The organism is Mucilaginibacter angelicae (genome assembly GCF_042434235.1).
Taxonomy (GTDB): Bacteria; Bacteroidota; Bacteroidia; order Sphingobacteriales; family Sphingobacteriaceae; genus Mucilaginibacter; species Mucilaginibacter angelicae.
The window spans coordinates 658926-679036 of the sequence record NZ_JBHLTS010000004.1 but is presented as its reverse complement, the minus strand read 5'-3'; the positions used below and the strand labels follow the sequence as shown (position 1 = coordinate 679036).

Sequence of the window (20111 nt, the reverse complement as noted above, 5' to 3'; positions counted from 1 at the left end):
TTTATTTTTAATGTTGGTGTGTAATATTTATCCGTTGTTCAAACCCTGTAGTTTCCGTATCGCCTTTTTTCTTTCCAGTAGTTTTTCGAGTATTTCTTCGCTGCTATCATAGTTTTGGTTCTCAAAGCGGTAAGTATCCGTATCCTCGTCAAAGTCGTACGCTGCGATATCGTCCCAATCCAGCGCAACATCAGTAAGCGTACCGTCTCTGTAAGCAGCTTCCCCGAATACACAGTTGCCGGGTTCACTGTAGTTGTACCTGAAACCTATTTTAAAATGGTCAGCGATAGCAACTATCACCTCTGTATTCGGCGACCATTTGGTTTCATAATAAAGCACACCGCCCTCCCAGCGGATTTCAAAAAGGTATCCACTGTCAACCTCTGCAAAAGGGGGGAGCTGCCCCCTGCGTTCCTTTTTTTCTTTTGTTGCCATTGCTTTAAAAAGCCTTCCCAATTCCTCAAATTGGCTATGTTCGCCAATAAATTCTACCGTGTTGCTGCACCAGTTTGCCATGTTTGCTGTTTTAATTGTTTAAAAATTATTTTTCTTTTTTGCCAGCCTCTTCTTTATGTTTTTTAGAGGTAAGGGGAAAAAGAAAGCAGCGGGTTGTGGCCGGAAAAGGCAAAAGGAAACGAAATAAATAGGGGGGACCCTCAGGGGAGTAAACTGTTTATGTCGTAGTCTTTTGACGCCCCGTCAAAAAATACGGACACGAACTTGGCTGTACTTTTTATCCGGTCGATAAAAAACAATACGGAGCGCTGACCATAAGAATGAAATACATGTAAAAGTCTGTTTGAAGATTTTGAAAGGCAGTGAAACCCGAAAGCCAGGTCAGAGCAAGTGCCTGTCTGCAGGATGAACGGGAGGGAGCAGCCAGGTTAAGCGGAGTATACGGTCTGATCCGGGTTGTGGCCGGACATCCGGCAGACAGGCTTTTGCTCCGCCGGCCGTGATCTGGTGAAGGCATGCAGCAGAGCGGAATGAAAGAACCGGATAGAAGGTCCGGCATCTTTCTAAAGAAACTGAAAAACGCTCCAGTTTGCCAGCTGCAGGCTCCTTTTGATTTATTTCCGAAATCACGCATATGATAACGTTTTGAAAAAGGGATCAGATCGAAATATCTGTAAACGCATTTCGTGAATTGGCGAAATAGAAAGAATTTTAAAATGGCCGATTTGTAATCAAATGGCTATTATACAGTTGTTTAGCCATTGGCATGCCACTTGGTATGTGAGGTGCAGGTAACAAAAATCTAATGATAAAAACATCATTAATAATTCTGATAACCAACTATGAACAATATTCCCCCTTCCGACAACAGCCTTCTTTACTGGATGATAGCTTTATTCGTGCTTGTCCTTGTATTTGGCATGATTGCTTATCCGTCAAGCACATTGGGAAGAATCCGTAGAAAAAAGAAACTTAAATTATTAAAACGGATAAAAAGTTTAAGATCAGCAACAACTGAAATGGGAACATATTTAGAGAGTGATTCAGTATTAGCTCATATTAAGAAGCTTACAACTAAGGAAGATGAGCTAGATGGGAAAGAAAATTTAACAGATGCCGATATCAATGAATTGCATCGGGTTAAACTGGAACTCGACCAATACTGGGACTTGCTCCGGCAAAGAAGGGCACGCAGCGATGCGTATAAAAACTCTGAGACGGCAGCGATGCCGGATATAGACACAAATGAGAACTACGAATAATAAATGCTCTCTAGTATGATGAAATTCCTAATGAAAGATTATGGCGAACAATAATTTATTTACACCGCTCCAAATCCGGGGGCTTGAATTAAAGAACCGGATCGTTGTGTCACCGATGCAGCAATACAGCGCAACTGACGGCCTGGTCAACAACTGGCACCTGGTTCATTTGGGAAGCCGCGCTGTAGGAGGAGCTGCGCTGATCATCACTGAAGCGACGGCTGTTTCTCCAAGGGGAATGAACACTCCAAATGATACGGGGATCTGGAATGATGAGCAGGTAAACGCGTGGAAAAACGTAGTTCAATTCGTACACGAACAAGGAGCGAAAATCGCGGTGCAACTGTGGCATTCGGGTGCAAAAGGCAGTCATTCCCACCCCCGTGATGGCATGAAATACATATCGGCGGAAAATGGCGGATGGTTACCAAAAAGCGCTTCGCCTATTAAACTGGATGATACCTATCATTCTGAAGCGTTGAGTGTCGAAGAAATAGCAGATATACGATCTTCTTTCGTGAACGCGGCAATGCGAGCAGTTACTGCGGGTTTTGACAGTATCGAACTGCATGCCGGCCACGGATATTTGTTTCATCAATTTTATTCATCTTATGTTAACCGCAGAGACGATGAGTACGGCGGAAGTTTTGAAAGGCGTATCGGTTTATTAGTAGAAACGGTGAAACAGATCAGGCAGGTCATTCCGGAAGACATGCCGCTTTTTGTCAGAATATCTGCTGTGGATTACCTCGAAGACGATGATGCCTGGAGGATTGAGGACAGTGTAAAGCTATCGAGAATCTTAAAGGAGAACGGGGTTGATGTGATTACCGCATCGGCAGGCGGTTTCGTCTTTTTGGACAAATCAAGGGTTTACCCATCCTACCAGGTACCATTTGCTGAAAAGATCAAATCGGAAACGGGAATAATTACAGGCGCTGTCGGGGCTATTACTTCACCGGAGCAGGCAAATGAAATTATTACATCCAATAAAGCAGACCTGGCCGTTATCGCCAGGGAATTCTTAAGAGACCCTTATTTCCCGCTCCGTGCGGCAGCCAAATTGGAAAAAGATATACCTGTTCCTTTTCAATACAAAAGGGCCTTTTAAACATGCAAACGGAATTGAGCAACGGATATGGATCAGCGGGATCAATAACGCTCATACATAAATATTTACAGGAAACCTATTAACAGCAATATATGAATGGTGACGTTTGCGAGCATTTAGAAAACTTTACAATTATTCTCCCTGATAAGGACGTTTGCGAGGAATGTGTAAAGACCGGAAGTTATTGGGTGCATTTAAGATGCTGCCAGACCTGCGGGGCTGTTTTATGCTGCGATTCCTCGCCGAACCAGCATGCGAGACAACATGCCCGTAATACCAAACACCCGGTTATAATATCGGCTGAGCCGGATGAGAAATGGGCCTACTGCTTTATCGATGATAAAGCTATGGGGCTTTAACGCTTATCTAAATGAATTTGGACAGTATGCAAATCAAATCTTTATAATAGTTAAAGCAGGAAAAAAATGGAACATCAAAGCGAAGAAAAACCTGTAAAGCAGGTTATAAACATAGAAATAGTAAGTGATTACATATGTCCATGGTGCTATATCGGAAAACAGCGACTGGACCAGGCACTGGACTCATTAAAAGATAAGTACGACTTTAACCAGACTTTAGTCCCTTTCGAACTAAATAAGGATATGCCGGCAGAAGGTCAGAATCGGAAGCTTTACCGCTCTGGAAAATTCGGTAGCTGGGAGAAATCCCAGGCTCTGGATGAGAATGTGACAACGGCTGGAAAAACAGTGGGTCTTGATTTTAACTATGATAAAATAGAGATAACGCCGAATACTTTCAAAGCCCATTTGCTTATCAGCTATGCGCAGGAAGTGAATAAGCAAATAGAAGTTTCAAACGAATTGTTTAAAGCTTATTTTACTGATGGGGAAGATATAGGAAACGAAGATGTTTTATTAAAGATAGCTGAAGAAGCCGGGTTAGATCCGGTAAAAGTAAAAGAGGCATTGCAATCGCTTAAAACCATAAATGAGGTCAGAAGCATAGAAGCAAACTATGCCATGCGGGGTGTTAATAGTGTCCCCCTGTATATTATAGGCTCTAAGGCTATTTCGGGTGCCCAGGCAAGTGAGACCTTTGTTCAATTTATTACACAAAATGCTGAAAATGACTGACCAATCTCTTCATATAGGAATCATCGGCGGCTCTTTGGGCGGGCTTGTTACCGGTATAGCTTTACAAGAAGCGGGACATCATGTAAGCATTTACGAAAAATCGAAAGGGGAACTGGAAGATCGGGGAGCGGGCATCGTATTGCAGGATGAACTGATTAACTTTTTTAACAAGTATCATATCGCGTCAATTAAAGATATCAGTGTCCCCATTTTTAAAAGAACATATATAAATAAAGAAGGTAATAAAATTTACGAGCAGGATGTAATACAATTGATGACCGCCTGGGGAACAATATACCACCGTCTGCAAAAGAGATTTCCCAAGGAACATTATTATTATGAGCATAAATTAAAATCATTTTACCAGGATAAAGGAAGAGTGACAGTTGAATTTGAAAACGGGAAGAATGAAAATTTTGATTTGCTGATTGGAGCAGATGGTACCAACTCGACAGTAAGAAACGAATTATTTCCAGAGATTCATCATGTCTATGCAGGATATGTAGGATGGAGGGGAGTTGTCCCGGAAGCAGAACTTGATAGTAGGGTTTTAAGAGAATTTCAAGATCGTTTTACATTCTATAATATGGATCACAGCCATATATTATGCTACCTGATTCCTGGTAATCAGGATGAGGTCAGTGTAGGGAACAGGAGGCTCAACTGGGTTTGGTACTGGAATGTTAAGCCGGGCGAAGAGATTGACAGTTTACTTACCGATATTAACGGTAATTTGAGAAACAGCTTTGTACCGGAGGGTTATGTCAGGCCGCAATTTATTGATCAGCAGACAGCGATAGCTGAAATGGTTCTGCCACCTATATTCCAAAGTCTTTGGACCGCTACCAAAAATCCATTTTTGCAACCTATCAATGACTTGTCCGTTAAGAAAATGTATCAGGGCAGGGTGGCGCTGGTTGGAGATTCTGCATTTACACCGCGGCCACATACTGCGGCAAGCACAGCTAAGGCCGTATCAAATGGTATTTCACTTGCTCATTTTCTTAAAATCAATGGAAATGATATTGAAGCTGCTTTGAGACAATGGGAAGAACCGCAATTGAGTTTAGGAAATTATCTGTACAAAAGAGGCGTGACGTTAGGGGATCAGTCCCAATTTGGTTATTAACAAGGTATTTGCAGGGCAATTAGGGAATCCGCGTTCCTGAAAGCAATTAAATTGCCAAAAGGAGGTAGTAAGGAGTGGTTAGAATTACCAGCTACGAACTGCATGAATCAGGCCAAACCTTTGCTGAATTTATATTTGATCACCGCATCGTCTTCTCATAAATTTAATCTATGAAACTTAAGACCACTGCCTTTCTTCCGTTTGCTGAAACACTATTCCGGACATTGTGGCTTGCAGCATTTATTTCGAACATAGGAACCTGGATGCAGAATGTCGGCGTGGGCTGGCTCGCCGCGACTTTCTCAGCTTCACCGTTCCTGATCGCTATGATACAAACCGCTTCAGCGCTGCCCTCGTTGCTCTTCAGCTATCTGGCGGGCGTCATTGCTGACCAGATGGATAGGCGGAAGCTGCTTGTCTGGTTGCAGATACTTCTGTTTGCAGTCGTTTTTTTTCTATCCCTTTTGACTTTTCTGAAGCTGCTGAACATGAATATTTTGCTGGTTTTTACATTCCTGATCGGGCTGGGTACAGCCTTTACAACACCGGTATGGCAGGCGATCACTCCTGAGGTGGTCAGCCCAAATCTGATGAAGGAAGCCATTGCATTGAACGGCGTGAACTTCAACTTGTCGAGAGCTATCGGCCCTGCTATCGGGGGCATTATTTTAAGTTCCTGGGGCATACAGGCCATTTTCCTGATTAATGCCCTGTCGTTCCTTTTTTTAGCGATAGGGCTGCTGCGCTGGCACGATGCAAGGAAAGCAAACGTGCATGTAACCTTCCGGACCGCATCAAGGGAAGGGTTAAAGGAGGTACGTAAATCAGTTCCGTTCCGGTTGCTGCTTGTGCGTACCATTGCATTTACCGCTTTTGTCAGTGCATTTTTTGCGCTGCTTCCGCAGCTTTCCAAATATATATGGGCACAGGACAGCAGCCAGTACACATGGTTGTGGGCGGCGGTGGGCGCAGGAGCTTTGGTGGGAAGCTATCTTTATGGTTTATGGGGAAAGTACATCGGCGCAGGCACGGTCGTGTTTGGCAGTTGCCTACTCATTGCTGTTTGTTTCATTGGCTTTACGCTTGTTTCGACCTTTTGGCCGCTGATGACAACGATGTTTGTGCTGGGTATTGGATGGATCAACGCGACATCTACGTTGAATGTTATGGCACAGGAAAATTCTCCCGCAGCATTCAAGGCCCGTTTTCTTGCGGTCAATGTTACTGTTTTCCAGGGCGGTTTGGCGATATCGAGCGCCTGGTGGGGCTGGCTATCTAATCATATTACTTCCCTGATGGCACTTCGTTGGGCTGGTATCGGAATGGCTATTTGCGCCATATTGATTAACCGGTTTATGCCTGTAGAAAGTAAGCCTTTGCCGGGTGACGCCGTAGCCTGTGCAGATCCCTTGCTTCAATATCAACTGGATGAGCCTTCTCAGTAAATAAAGCGCAGAATTGACTTGCGCCTAAAGAATTCCTGAAGCCCGGTTATCCGCTGCTTCTACTACAATGGCGTATCTTCTATTAGAATATTTTTACCTTTGCACGCACAAAACAATACTATAAATATGAATGAACTTACGCCGTGTCCCTTATGCAAATCAACTTACACGTACGAAATGGACAACTTACTTGTATGTCCGGAATGCGGGCACGAGTGGAGCCAGGAAGATAATACAGAGATCGCTGAAGCGTTTGTTGTGAAAGACAGTAACGGAAATATTCTTCAAAACGGGGATTCGGTGATAATCATCAAAAATCTCCCGGTAAAAAGTTCATCCCAAAATATAAAAGCAGGAACCAAAGTAAAAAACATCCGTTTGGTTGACAGCGACCATAACATAGATTGCAAGATCGATGGGTTTGGCGCAATGGCATTAAAATCAGAGTTTGTAAGGAAAGCATAATATGTTTCAAATCGACTCCGCTAAGGAATCTTCCTGTAACACAATTGAAGGTTTTTAATAATTTCCGAGTTGTTTAGCACCGATAAATCGCGTTAGTTTTCAGCCGGCAGTATAGTGTCCGGCTTGAAAGCTGTCTTTATTTTTACCTGTAGTCTACCAATTGACCATTTTGAAATAAATAGAGTATTTTCGATGTCCTAAAATACGATCATGATAAAGCACATTGAGTTTGTGGAGCCATCCGAACATTTTAAAAACTATACTGATGATAATAACCCTCTTCATAAACTGGGGCCGCTTGCTCAAATCAATTTCTTTATCGGTGCCAATAATAGTGGTAAAAGCCGTTTTATAAGGAGCCTTGCGAGGGAGTTTTATTCTTACGATCCGAGATTTGAGTGCCGTATTAGTTTTCATGGTGAACATTATCATATCGGTATACTTGAAATAGAAAAACAAAAAGTGCTGCGTTTAATCCGTAGGCACCTTGAATTCATTGGCGGACATTTTTCAGATGTCGGACGAGATGGCGCTGTAAAACACTATCTGCCTAATAAGAAATTTTTGAATGAACATGATCTGGCGAAAATGTTGAGTTCAATCACTACTCAAGTAATGAACTTCAGCGAAAGTGTGATTACTGATTTTGATGAGCGGTTTGCAATGATAGCATCACTTAAGGCAGAGCTGGAAATACTAAAAGAAAAAATTCTGCCACTTACGCCTATGTCAGGTAAGAAGTTTAGTGTTACCTATATACCGGTTTTAAGATCGCTCAGAAGGCTGTATGAAAGCAAGGAAAAAACGCAGGGAATTGAGTCATTCAAAGAGTTGCGATTTGATAATTTTCAGCAAATTGGGAAAGACAGCCTGAAGATCCGGACTTTGCTTGACCATTTTATTGAAAAGGATGAGTACGGCAGTAAAGATGATCAACCGAGTTATTTCGTAAATTTCGGCGCGGAAGATATTTTTTCGGGGGAAGGGCTTTACGAGGAGGTACGTTCATTGATGAACGGAAAAGAATCGAAGCGTGCGGTGCTGGCAGGTTTTGAGGATTTTTTAAGCACAAGTTTTTTCAACGGGCAAAAGGTTGAAGTACGGAGTATTTCAGACGAACGTGGTGAAGAAGTGCATATCAAGATTGGTGATGAAAACGAATTTCCAATCTATCAGCTTGGTGATGGTATCCAGGCGATCATATTGTTGACCTTCCCGATATTTTTGAATCAGCACAATGAGCATCACCTTGTGCTCTGCGAAGAACCCGAGCTGTATCTCCATCCCGGAATGCAACGGATATTTATAGAAGTTATGCGCCGTTTTCCCAAGATGCAATTCTTCATCGCGACACACTCTAATCATTTTCTGGATACCACTATTGACTATCCTGATGATGTCGCAATCTTTTCTTTCGAGAAAAAATTGCAGATGAAGGAAGCTCACTTTAGGATAGACAGGCTGTCGTCTCCCGGTCTGCCTATACTCAACCTACTGGGTGTTCGCAACTCATCTGTATTCCTGTCGAATTGCACGATATGGGTAGAAGGCATTTCTGACAGGATCTATTTGCGTAGATATCTGGAATTGTATATGGAACACCTTGGTAGAGGTAAACTTCGTTTTTCGGAAGACCTGCACTTTGCTTTCCTGGAGTTTGGTGGCAACAATGTGGTCCATTATGATTTTTCTGACGAACCGAAGTTAAGTGAGGCAATCCGCGCGAGCCGGGTAGCCAACCGGATATTTCTTATTCATGATGCCGATACGGGTAAAGATCAGAGGCATGAATTATTATTCCATCAACTGGGGGATAATTATCATAAACTACCTGTACTGGAGATTGAGAATTTATTGAGCCCGGAAGTACTAAAAGCAACACTAACGGCCTACAAAAAGGTTGCTTCCGCGGAGCTTGGATTTGGTGAGGTGCCGGTAGAAACCTTCCCAACACAGTCTATTGGTGAAATTGTTAAGGCCATGATATCTAAAGGGGAGATAAAAAAGATCTTTACTGACGACGGAAAGCTTTATAATAAGGCAGAATTCGCCCGGACAGCGACAAGTTATATGCATCATTGGAACGATCTGAGTACAGGTGCGCAGAAACTTACGGAAGGTGTATACGCATTTATCAAAAAACACAATCTACCGTGATCCTATTCGGATCTGGGCAGATATGAGGCTTGACCATACTAATCCGTACACTTTAGAGCACCGGGTTATGTTGATAATTTGGCTCGACCGTTGAATGATGTGTATTTTTATGTTTACTTTCAATTATATCGCCAACCCTAAAAATCACGCAGATCATTTGGCTAATTATGCGATTTTCCAAACTGAAATCGGTATATTAAACGGATTTAAAATTCTGTAAAAACAGTTCAACTCGATGAATATACCAGAAGAAGTGACGACAATTCAAGAAGAATATAAGAACCTAAACTTCTGCTACTGAAGATTAAATAATATACTGCTTCAGGTTATATAGGAGTATTTACAGCAGATCCTGACAGCTTGGGAAAGAAGATTGGAAAAAATTGGATTTCGACGAATCTGAGGCAGAATAGCATAAGTAGTTCTTACAAATTCAATTCAAGACGCCAACAATATGTTTACGACGTCGGATGAATATAGTCCGGAAAATAGCCTAAATTTAACTCATAATTTCAATGAATAGCAAGATTTTTATTTCACACGCCTCTGAAGATAAAGAGGACTTGGCAAGGCCTTTAGCTACGTTGTTGCAGGCCGAAGGATTTGAAGTTTGGTATGATGAATTTCAGTTAAAACATGGTGATAGTTTAATCGAATCTATTGATAGAGGTTTGTTGACATGTGATTTCGCAATTATAATATTAAGCCATAATTTTTTCTTAAAAAAATGGACCAGGAGAGAATTGAGGGGTTTGGCTATGCGGGAAATTCATTCAGACAACAAGATATTGCTACCGATTTGGCACAATGTTACATTAACAGATGTAATAAATTTTTCGCCACCGCTGGCAGATAAATTCGCTATTAATTCAACAATCGGATTAGAGGCGATTATAAAAAAAATAAAACTTGCGTTAAACCCGAGAGTAGTGATCCCTCATACAGTTGGTGGCGAACCATTTGTCTATCAAAGCGGGCACAATAAATATACTATAAAAGATCCGTTGGGGCATTTTGCATTGGCTCAAAAGACGAATTGGTTTTATACTACTGAGGAGGGAATTACAAAGATTAGAAGTGGGGGAATGTCATGTACAGGTACGATTCAAAATGTAACATCTAATTTAGGCATAGTCGAATTTGAAAAAGAGGCGGGCAGTGGTGTTGCTTATACTCACTTATCGGAGCCATTGGTTCCTTACAAATTATATGAACACTCTATATTTTTTGAGACTATCAATAGTTATTTAGATATAACCGAATCTGTTGCAACAAACCTTCCAGTTAAATTCGGCACGATGGGAAATCATGTTTTTTTTCCGAAAGAAAGACGTCCTACAAAAGTATATGGTTCACTTGTTCATAAAGGCAAAACGATTAGCATTGAGCCATTTATTTCTTCCGATAAATTATATATAAATCTGGTTATCAATGATGTACCAGATGGTTCAAGATTGATATTATCCTGGGACTGGTGATTTTCAGATTATTGTTATAAATAGGATAATATCTTTAGTTCTTTCATAGAGGAATCGCACCGGTATCAATAAGCAACAAATTTAAATATCCGTTATAAAAGAGCTCTGATAACATTCAAAAACTCTGATAAGTGTTCAATGAATTTTTGTTCCAGGTTGCCAGCGATGCCGATATAATGAGAATTGCGGTTGATAAGAGGGGCGCAACCTACAGCCCGGATAACTTTCTTTTAAAGAACTCTGCAACCGTTGTGTTTTTAAACGGGAATTCCATGCTGTTCATTTTCAAAGCGGCTGATCCGGCGGGCTGATACCCACGTGAGCGTTCGAGGTATAGTCTTAACCGGAACGTTTCCGGCCGGAAAAACCACAGCCATAGTTTTGACCGGGACCTGTACCTGTATGCGCGGGAGGTAAGCCGAGTCAGTATCTCAGCAATCATTTCACCGGAAAGGACGTCTCCGGTAACCTGGATGGTACGGCGTATAAACTTGCCGGGCTCAGCAAAGATAAAAGCAGCGCAACGGCCGATATCCCTCAGTGCGGTATAGGGTATGAGAGATTTCGCCGCGTAATTTCCTGACACAGTACCGGCGTCTTTTGAATCATTCTGCCAGTCAATATGCTCCATATAGACAGCAGACTGGAGTATTGTGTAAGGAATATCCTGGTTAGACAGGATATTTTCCAGCCTCAGTTTGCTGTCAATAAAGCTTACACCGGTCCGGCCGTCAGCGAAGCTGATAAAGGAACTGAAGATCAAATGGCTGACCTTTGCCTGTTTACACGCCCAGATGATATTTTTCCCCTGTATAATTTCACTTTCAATATCATATTCCCCTTTCAGAGCGCACCAGGGTTGAGTCAGGCCGAATACGCCGTAGGCACCCGCGAAGGCTTGTACAAGTGAAGACAGGTCCCGTGTATCCGCCTTCAGCACCGAAGCTCCTACAGCAGCCAATCTGAACGCGGCAACTGACTGCGGATCTCTGGTAAGCGCGACAACGTTCCAGATCCCTTCCGCAAGCATGGCGGCGGCAACAGCGCCACCCTGGTTGCCTGTTGCCCCGCAGATAATTATTTTACGTTTGAAATTCATAAGCCAGGTGGTGAAAATGATGTGTATCAAAGCAGGAAGATGCTGCCTGCACATCCATGTCCTGATGACAAAAATGGACTGTTAAATTCCGTAGGTGCCTGTTAGTGCCTTTTTTTCGATGCTTTTCGCAAACAGCGGTGTTTCCTCCCTGTTATGGCTGTCCGAGGCCGCCTGCCTGGCCGCCGCTGCCTGTTCAAGCGTTATACCGTGTTCCTTTAAAAAGCTGAAAAGTTCGGGTGTTGCCGTTGCATGTATCTCGTTCGTGTATTCACAACTGATGTCATCGATTTTTTTAACACTGAGTTCCCATAAAACCTGGACCTTGGTTCGTCCGTTTTTTGTAATGGAATCAGAAACCGACAACATCCTGCAGTAATGAGGTTCGTGAACAACGGCAACGTAGTGCTGAATTACCAGTGCATCGCCGATAGTTTCGACATTAACAGACATCGGAACACCGTCATAAGTAGCGGTTCTTCCGGCTGCGATATGATCTTTTGAACAACGCTGGTATTCCTGGTCGGGAAGCTGCAATAGCCAATCCGCGATATCTATCTTTTCTATGGGCGCATGTATAACAGCGGTTACCACCGAATGAGAAAGCGCGTTTTCCGGGGTTTGAATGATTTCCATGTAAATTGTTTTGAATTAGATGAACAAAATCCCTTCCGGTGATTAATTGATTGCAGGTCAGTGTTTTATTGATTCTTTAACCGGTTGTTCATTACGAAATGACGTTAATTTATGACGGCGGTCAAAAAAATTAACAGCGATGGGTTTTACCGCACCAGGCAGCCGGCATATCATTGCCATGCCCGCCGGAGCAATACTTTCTGCATTTTCCGGTGAGGGCGCTGGCTGGTCTGGGAGTGCTGACAGGGGAGGGGGCATACCTTTGTGTTCATAAATTAACGGTATTTCGTCAGCTATTTTTACCTGGGTTTGATTTAAATATTTGATTTACAGCTTTTTGGTTTCTGGTTGTTTTTTTGGACTGTGCAGATAAAAAAAACAACAATACCATGCTAACCAACGCTAATACACCCCCTGCAACAGGATTTGATCCTGATAACTTCCTGATCGTGCCTGCGAGAACCTTCGGGGAGCTTAAGATCGGCGAGATCTTCAGAGCGCCAAGCCGCACGCTTACAGATGCCCATTCCGCGGCTTTCCAGACCGTTTCCTGTGATAATCACCCGGTTCATTATGATGATGTCTGGGCAAAGAAGCACGGACATAAAGCTCCGGTAGTCCACGGGCTCCAGGTACTTGCCTTTACCGCGCCGGGTGCTACGCTGTTCCCTCATGTGATCGGGGAAACATTTATCGCCTTTACAGAACTTTCCTGCAAATTCCTGAAAGAAGTGAATGCAGGCGATACGCTGTATCCGGCACTGGAAATCATATCGCTTACACCGCAGGGGGACACCGGATTAGTTGAAACGGCCGCGACCATTCATAACCAGCATGGTGAATTGGTGCTGTCCGGTACACACAAGTATCTTCTAAAAATAAACCCAGCCGTATAACTGAATCAAATCATGGAAAATACTTCATCACAACATACTTCCAAACTCCATAGCACAAATAAGGTATTTGTTCTTGTACACGGCGCATGGTCCGCGCCTTTTGTGTGGGAAATGGTTAAAGAAAACTTATCTGAATACGGCAATCCGGTTTGGGCGATTCAGCTGCCCGGACATGGCAGCGATCATACGGATCCAAAACTTTTGCACATGGATTCCTATATAAAATTTGTAAGTGACCGTATTGAGAAAACGGGTGAAAAGGTCATTCTTGTCGGTCACAGTTTTGCAGGCGTTATTATTTCCGGCGTTGCTGAACGTATACCTGAACTGATCGAAAAACTGGTTTTTGTGGCTGCATATGTTCCGCAAAACGGGCAGTCTGCTTATGCTATTTCTTCGCTTGATAAGCAATCGCTGCTCGGCGCTTCCCTGCTGGTATCGGACGATCACTCCGGATTTGATATTAAAAAAGAAGATATCATCAACATCTTTTGTCAGGACGGGTCTGATGATGTTCAGCAGCTGATCCTTGATCACTATAAATCTGAGCCTGCCGCCCCTTTCGCTGATGAGGTAGTGCTCAGCGAAGAAAGGTTCGGAAAGGTTGCCAAATATTATGTTGAAACAAGTCGGGACCACGGAATCGGTAATAAGCTTCAGAAAGAAATGATTGCGGCCGCAAAAATCAAACATGTTTATGAACTCAATGCGGGGCATACGCCGCAGCTGTCCAGACCGCGGGAGCTCAGCGATATCCTGCTGAAAATCGGACGGCTGTAGTTTGCCTGACCATTGCTTTGAAGACTCCGGAATGTATGAATTTTAACAGAAGCTTAGTTAAATGAACAATTTAGCCGAACACCTTTCCAGGTACCAGTTTGCCTTTACAGCGTCCTATCATATCATGTTTCCAGCCATCTCCATAGGCATGGCCTGGTTTTTAGTACTGATCCACGGTCTTTACCTTAAGACGGGGAAGAGCGGTTATTTCAGGATCTATAAATTCTGGTCCTCGGTTTTCGCGGTAAATTTTGCGGTCGGCGTGGTGACCGGTATTTTCATGTCTTTTCAATTTGGGCTGAACTGGTCCGGGTTCGCTTATGCTGCAGGCCCTGTTCTGGGCAGTATCATCGGGATGGAGGTGATGACGGCCTTTTTCCTGGAAGCCGGTTTCCTGGGGATCATGCTGCTGGGCTGGAACAGGGTCAACAAAAAGGTGCATTTTGCTGCGACATTTATGGTGGCATTAGGTACACTTATCTCTTCCACATGGATAATGGGTGCTAATTCCTGGCTGCATACGCCCGCGGGCTATGATATCAGGAACGGACAGTTTTATATAACCAACTGGTGGCATGCCGTTTTTAATCCCTCATTTTTCATCAGGTACCCGCATATGCTGATGGCTTCCATGTTCTCTGCCAGTTTTTTGATCGCCGGTATATCCGCCTGGTATCTGCTTAAAAACCGGCATGCAGATTTTGCCCGAACCTGTTTTTCCATTGCAACGGGTGTTATCACTATCCTTATACCGCTTCAGATGTGGGTGGGGGACAACCTTTATGGAAAAATGTCCGTGTATCAGCCTGCGAAAACCCAGGCGCTCGAGGGTTTCTGGGAAGATACACCCAACGCGCCTTATTTGTTATTTGTAAACCCCGACCAGCAAAATCAGCGGAACACCGTTCAGATCGGTGTTCCGTATATGGGGAGTATTCTTACAACGCATTCTATTCATGGCACCGTCGCCGGATTAAAGCGCACCAGGCCGGATGAGCAGCCCAACATGGCGATCACATTCTATTTTTTCAGGGTCATGTTTCTGACGGCCATACTGATTTTTTTTATCGCAATGACCAGCGTAGTGCTTCGATTTACCGGAAAACTTTATACAAAAAAATGGTTCCTGCGTCTTTGTTTATGGACAACACCTGCAGGTGTAATAGCTACCATAGCCGGATGGGTGACCTCGGAGGCGGGGCGCCAGCCTTATGTGATCTTCGGTAAGTTAAGGACAAGCGCAGCGGCTTCGGTGCTCAGCAACGGAGAGGTTGTATTTTCATTTACACTGTTCGTGGTAATTTATCTTGGTATGCTGGGAGCCTTTATTTATTACATTTCCAGGCTGGTTAAAAAGGGGCCGGAATTGCTGCATGAGACTTTGAAAACGGACAGTATGAAAAAAGAGCTGTTCACTGCCGGATTGCCGGGTATCGTCAAATCTTCTTATAAAAATTAATGCCATGGATATTCATATCGTTTGGGCCCTGATCATTGTTTTTGCAGTGCTCATGTACACCATTTTTGACGGCTTTGACCTGGGTGCAGGTTCGCTGCTGTTGTTTTTTAAAAATGAAAAGGAACGGGATACCATTGTAGATACGATTACTCCGGTATGGGATGGTAATGAATCGTGGATCGTTCTTGCCGGCGTCGGGCTTTTCGGCGGTTTTCCGAATGCTTATGCCACGCTGCTGCCTGCGCTGTATATCCCGGTTATTGTAATGATCATATCCCTGGCTTTAAGGGGCGTTTCCATGGAGTTCAGGTTCCTCGCCAGTTCCCGCCGCAGAAGCTGGGATATGGTTTTCAGCGTAGCCTCCGTTCTTGCATCTTTATGCCAGGGCATTATTTTAGGCAACCTGCTGGAAGGGATCCGGCCAAGATCCGGTGCGGACCTGAATACCACTGATCCTTTCTACTTTTTAACGCCGTTCACCTTATGTACCGGGATAATCGTCCTGCTGCTTTATATGGTAATAGGGGCTAACTGGCTGAATTTTAAAACCGACCGTCTCCTGCAGCACCGGGTAAGAAGAGTTGCCCGCGTAGTCCTGGTTTTGACGGTGTTTTTAGCCGGTTTAGTGCTTGCCGCGAGAAAATACCTGTACGCTTTTCAGCCACGGTTCCAATTTCATGGCGATTATGATGGGTTGTCTGTTCCTTTCCCGGTGTGGATCTCCGGCGCAGCCCTGATGATGCTGGGCATCTATTATTGCCTCAAACTTAAAAATGACAAAATTCCTTTTTTGCTTAATATTTTCCTGTTTGTGTACCTGGGTGTTTTTGTGATCAGTCATCTGTGGCCGTTCATCGTTGCACCCGTTATCAGGATCCATGATGCCGGCGCTCCTCTTTATGGGAACACCGTTTTGCTGTACGGTGCCTTGATCGTTATACCCGTCATATTATCTTACCTGCTTTATTCTTATTACGTTTTTAAAGGAAAAACAGGTGTCTCTCCCGATTATGATCCGAAACTTACTGACGAACAGGAGGATTTAAAACAGGACAGCGGGTTGAATCCGGAAAACAGGGTTCCGGTAAAATTAAACCTGGCCATAAAAATCTTCCTGAAACTTTTCTGGCTGGCTTTATTCTTCATCATCCTGGGCTTTTTAGGCGACTTTACCGCGCTTGGAACTGCAGTCCTGTTCATTATTCTTTTTTGTGCGGGCTGGTATAGAACTTCCCGGAACGAAAATACCAATGCAAAAGAACTGTGAGTATCGAAATTCCCATAACTGATCCGAAGGATGAGGAGGCACTTACAGCTGCCCGGTCACAGCTGGATGCCATGAAAGACAAATGGAAGGTAAATATCAGGCTGATCGTCACCCTAAAGACAGTCCGATATCTGGTAAGATTTGTCCAGCTCATTTTGATTGCCCGGCTGCTGGCAGGAGCGGTACTGAAAAAGTCAGCCACAGGCAGTTATTTATCCTTTATTTTACTGATCGTACTGGCCGGATTATATGTGTGTACAGGATATCTGACTGATAAGATATCCGCCCGGTTTTCAAAAAAGATTATCGATCATGTCAGGATTTCGGTACTCGAACAACTCGAAAAAGGATTATCTGAATGTACCCCGGACCAAAAAACCGGCGGCGCCATCCTTTTCTTCGGCAGGCAGGCGGAAGCGCTGGCCCCCTACTTTACACGTTACCTGCCGCAGCAAACCTTATCGCTGGCAGCTCCGCTGATCACATTGGCGTATGTATTCACGATCAGCTGGGTATGCGGGCTTATCATGCTTTTTACCGTTCCGGTTCTGCCTGTTTATATGATCCTGATCGGAAAAGGAACAACGACGGAATCCAGGAATGAGTGGGAGAACCTTACCAGCATGGGGGGATATTTTTATGACCGCATCAAAGGCATCACCACTTTATATATTTTCGGTGCAGAAGACGCTGAGGTAAAGAAAATGCAGGCAGCCTCAAAAAAATATGAGGACAGCGCTTTAAGGGTATTGAGGATGGCCTTTCTTTCATCAGCAGCGATTGATTTTTTCAGTACCATTATCATAGCGGGAGTGGCGATCGTTATCGGCCTGAGCCTGATCGGCTATGTAAATTTTGACACTGCCGAAAAGTTCACGCTGACCAGCGGGCTGACCCTGCTGCTGGTTGTGCCGGAATTTTTTGCCGCGCTTAAGAAATTGGGTGTTTATTACCATGACCGGAGCCGTGCCATAGGGGCGATGATGAGTTTTCAGCGGAAGGACATATTTACAAATGTGAAGAGGGGGGAAACACAGGCAAAGGGACATGAAGCCGGAAAGGCTGTTTCGTTAATGACCGGAGCCGGTGAGTTTATCATAGACGTAAGGAATCTGCATTTCGGGTACCCGGGCGGAAAACCCGTTTTTAATGATTTTTCCCTGTCACTGAAGCAGGGAGAGAAGGTCTGGATTAAAGGCGCCAGCGGATCCGGGAAAAGCACATTGCTGGATCTGATACATGGTTTTCGGTTCCCGGTAAAGGGAACAGTAACCATCGCAGGAAATAACACCCGGCAGGTCAGCCCCGAACAGCTTTCAGAAATAATCGGATGGGCGGGACAAAAATCCCGGATCTTCAGGGGAACACTTCGTTATAACCTTTGCATGGCTAAGGAATTGACCGATACGGAAATCATCAGCATACTGCATGACTACCTGGACTGGACATCTTTTATCGCTCCGTATGAAGAGGGGCTCGACACGCTGATCGAAGAGGATGGTAAATCCTTATCGGGAGGGGAAAGGCACAAGGTTTCGCTGGCAAGGGTGCTGCTCAAGCAAGCACCTGTTTTGCTGCTTGATGAGCCCTGCACCCATCTGGACCGGGATTCGGCGATCCGGTTGATGAATGCCCTTTCCGTGAACGCGCAGCAGCGAACAATTATCCTGGTTTCTCATCAGGAAACAGATTATACCCCGGTAAACTTTAAGCAGGCAGCTATTCATGATCAATTTTAAGAACCTTCCTCCGCCGTACCGGAAATTATCCTTACGTTCCCTGGGCGGTCTGGCAATTGCGCTGGCAGCGGCCATAGCAGGGGTGCTCCTCGTCGGTATATCAGGCTGGTTTATTACTGCGACTGCTGTTACCGGTCTCGGATTAATGTCCATGCAGCAATATAATTTGTTTTTACCGAGCGCAATTATCCGTTTTCTTGCCCTGGCAAAACCGCCCTTAAAATATGCGGAAAGGTTGTATAATCATAAACTTACTTTCCGCCTGGCAGGACAAACCCGGACCTGGCTTTTCAGACAGCTTTTTAATTGCGATAAGGAGAGCCTTGTAAAGTTCAGGGATATTGAGCTTACTACAAAAATGACGAACGATGTTAACCAGCTGGATCAGCTGCTGACCGGGCTGCTCCTGCCATGGGTTATTAATTTCGTGATCTGTTTAACCGCGATTATTTATTTTTTCCGGGTACAGCCCTTGCTGGCGATGTTTATTTCGGGTATTTACCTGATTTGCGGGATTATCCTTCCTTTGATTTCCCTGAAGGCGGGGTTAAGATCAGGCGGGGATTATTCGTTACAGCAGCTGGAATCTCATCTGAGTGACCACCTCAGCGGTCATAAGGAATTGCAGTCATCCGGCATATTTACCCGGTACAGCCAGGATGCAAGGTCGCTGATCATTGCTGCGGGTCTGAAAAAGGAGCAGGAACTGACCGGAAAAGCATTGTGTGTATTTATACATACGCTGGTTTTGGAATCGGCTTTGGTTGTTGTCCTGATTTTATTTTGCTATATCAAGCCCATGACTGCCGGCCCATCGATGGTATTGTCGGCCTTGCTGGTGATCGCTTTATTTGAATCGATTTCGCCGCTTGCCGGGTTGTTTTACGAACAGGCGGATACTTTCAGATCAGCACAGGCTTTGAATAACCTGGTAAAAAGCAAAGTGGGCGGTCAGCCTGCAGATTATCTCAATCCTGATGGCAGCGGGATCTTCCTGTCGCATATCAAATTCGGTTATAAGAAACGGCTGCTGTTTAATGATCTGTGTTTGACTTTGCCCGCGGCAACCACAACGATCATCAAGGGGGTAAACGGTTCCGGTAAGTCAACACTGATGGACCTCATTTTCGGTTTTATCACCCCGCAGTCGGGCTGTGTTTTTATCAATGGAAATAAAGTAACTCAAAATCAGGGATTGAAAGAGGAGATAAGTTACCTGGAACAGGATCCCGCGATGTTTAATGTAAGTATAATGGAAAATATTATGCTTGCCAAACCGGGAGCAAGCTATGAGGAAGCGAACCATGCAGCTGTTTCAGCCGGTTTGAAAGATCACCTCGCAGCATTCCAGGCAGGCTTGCTGCATATCGTTGAAGAGGAGGGAGGAAACCTTTCCGGCGGTCAGAAGCGGATGATTGGGCTGGCGAGGGTTATCCTTAAAGACGCGCCGATCGTTATGCTGGATGAACCTGCTGAAGGCATGGATAGGAATGCGGAAAGAAACCTTATCGAACTGGTGAACAGCTGGCATAAACTTAAAACAGTTATACTGATCACACATCAGGCTTTACCAGGGTTAACGGCAGACCGTATATATGAACTGACCGGTCCGGACGTTAAAATACCCCGATAAGCAATCCT

General features: G+C 44.3%; 18 protein-coding genes. 15 read left to right on the top strand and 3 right to left on the bottom strand.

Going from position 1 to position 20111, the window contains the following annotated elements:
* Positions 1–27 precede the first annotated feature (27 nt).
* The gene (locus ACFFGT_RS02760) at positions 28–516 is read right to left on the bottom strand and encodes a DUF1281 family ferredoxin-like fold protein (RefSeq protein WP_377020972.1); all 489 of its coding nucleotides are present in this window, start codon (positions 514–516) and stop codon (positions 28–30) included.
* A gap of 782 nt (positions 517–1298) precedes the next feature.
* On the opposite strand from ACFFGT_RS02760, the gene ACFFGT_RS02755 reads away from it, so the two are divergent.
* From ACFFGT_RS02755 to ACFFGT_RS02715, 9 genes are all read left to right on the top strand, one after another.
* Entirely contained in the window at positions 1299–1718 is a 420-nt protein-coding gene (locus tag ACFFGT_RS02755; RefSeq protein ID WP_377020971.1) for a DUF2630 family protein, read from the top strand.
* 40 nt (positions 1719–1758) lie between these two features.
* Positions 1759–2829, top strand: coding sequence for an NADH:flavin oxidoreductase/NADH oxidase (locus tag ACFFGT_RS02750; protein WP_377020970.1), 1071 nt, complete (start codon positions 1759–1761; stop codon positions 2827–2829).
* 92 nt (positions 2830–2921) lie between these two features.
* The gene (locus tag ACFFGT_RS02745; RefSeq protein WP_377020969.1) at positions 2922–3188 is read left to right on the top strand and encodes a UBP-type zinc finger domain-containing protein; all 267 of its coding nucleotides are present in this window, start codon (positions 2922–2924) and stop codon (positions 3186–3188) included.
* Positions 3189–3254: 66 nt separating this feature from the next.
* The gene (locus ACFFGT_RS02740) at positions 3255–3923 is read left to right on the top strand and encodes a DsbA family oxidoreductase (protein ID WP_377020968.1); all 669 of its coding nucleotides are present in this window, start codon (positions 3255–3257) and stop codon (positions 3921–3923) included.
* Positions 3907–5052 (top strand): FAD binding domain-containing protein, encoded by a 1146-nt coding sequence (locus ACFFGT_RS02735; RefSeq protein ID WP_377020967.1) that lies wholly within the window; start codon positions 3907–3909, stop codon positions 5050–5052. The genes ACFFGT_RS02740 and ACFFGT_RS02735 overlap by 17 nt, the downstream gene beginning before the upstream one ends.
* A 170-nt stretch (positions 5053–5222) precedes the next feature.
* On the top strand, positions 5223–6497 hold the full coding sequence (locus tag ACFFGT_RS02730) for an MFS transporter (protein ID WP_377020966.1): 1275 nt from the start codon (positions 5223–5225) through the stop codon (positions 6495–6497).
* A 126-nt stretch (positions 6498–6623) separates the two neighbouring features.
* On the top strand, positions 6624–6962 hold the full coding sequence (locus tag ACFFGT_RS02725; protein ID WP_377020965.1) for a zinc ribbon domain-containing protein YjdM: 339 nt from the start codon (positions 6624–6626) through the stop codon (positions 6960–6962).
* A 210-nt stretch (positions 6963–7172) separates the two neighbouring features.
* The gene (locus ACFFGT_RS02720; RefSeq protein WP_377020964.1) at positions 7173–9119 is read left to right on the top strand and encodes an AAA family ATPase; all 1947 of its coding nucleotides are present in this window, start codon (positions 7173–7175) and stop codon (positions 9117–9119) included.
* 515 nt (positions 9120–9634) lie between these two features.
* Complete coding sequence (locus ACFFGT_RS02715; RefSeq protein ID WP_377020963.1) at positions 9635–10597, top strand: toll/interleukin-1 receptor domain-containing protein; 963 nt, start codon at positions 9635–9637, stop codon at positions 10595–10597.
* Between the two features lie 208 nt (positions 10598–10805).
* Here ACFFGT_RS02715 and ACFFGT_RS02710 read toward each other — a convergent pair whose 3' ends face one another.
* On the bottom strand, positions 10806–11696 hold the full coding sequence (locus ACFFGT_RS02710) for an NmrA/HSCARG family protein (protein WP_377020962.1): 891 nt from the start codon (positions 11694–11696) through the stop codon (positions 10806–10808).
* Between the two features lie 81 nt (positions 11697–11777).
* Positions 11778–12329, bottom strand: coding sequence for a hypothetical protein (locus ACFFGT_RS02705; RefSeq protein WP_377020961.1), 552 nt, complete (start codon positions 12327–12329; stop codon positions 11778–11780).
* A 356-nt stretch (positions 12330–12685) separates the two neighbouring features.
* On the opposite strand from ACFFGT_RS02705, the gene ACFFGT_RS02700 reads away from it, so the two are divergent.
* The 6 genes from ACFFGT_RS02700 (at position 12686) to ACFFGT_RS02675 (ending at position 20103) form a co-directional block, all read left to right on the top strand.
* Positions 12686–13225, top strand: coding sequence for a MaoC family dehydratase (locus ACFFGT_RS02700; protein WP_377020960.1), 540 nt, complete (start codon positions 12686–12688; stop codon positions 13223–13225).
* Between the two features lie 12 nt (positions 13226–13237).
* Positions 13238–14005 carry an alpha/beta fold hydrolase gene (locus ACFFGT_RS02695; protein ID WP_377020959.1) on the top strand — a complete coding sequence of 256 codons (768 nt, stop codon included), beginning with the start codon at positions 13238–13240 and terminating at the stop codon, positions 14003–14005.
* A gap of 61 nt (positions 14006–14066) precedes the next feature.
* Positions 14067–15464, top strand: coding sequence for a cytochrome ubiquinol oxidase subunit I (locus tag ACFFGT_RS02690; RefSeq protein ID WP_377020958.1), 1398 nt, complete (start codon positions 14067–14069; stop codon positions 15462–15464).
* A gap of 4 nt (positions 15465–15468) precedes the next feature.
* Complete coding sequence (gene cydB, locus ACFFGT_RS02685) at positions 15469–16731, top strand: cytochrome d ubiquinol oxidase subunit II (protein WP_377020957.1); 1263 nt, start codon at positions 15469–15471, stop codon at positions 16729–16731.
* On the top strand, positions 16728–18470 hold the full coding sequence (locus ACFFGT_RS02680) for an ABC transporter ATP-binding protein/permease (RefSeq protein ID WP_377020956.1): 1743 nt from the start codon (positions 16728–16730) through the stop codon (positions 18468–18470). The genes cydB and ACFFGT_RS02680 overlap by 4 nt, the downstream gene beginning before the upstream one ends.
* Positions 18457–20103 carry an amino acid ABC transporter ATP-binding/permease protein gene (locus ACFFGT_RS02675; protein ID WP_377020955.1) on the top strand — a complete coding sequence of 549 codons (1647 nt, stop codon included), beginning with the start codon at positions 18457–18459 and terminating at the stop codon, positions 20101–20103. The genes ACFFGT_RS02680 and ACFFGT_RS02675 overlap by 14 nt, the downstream gene beginning before the upstream one ends.
* Positions 20104–20111: the final 8 nt, after the last annotated feature.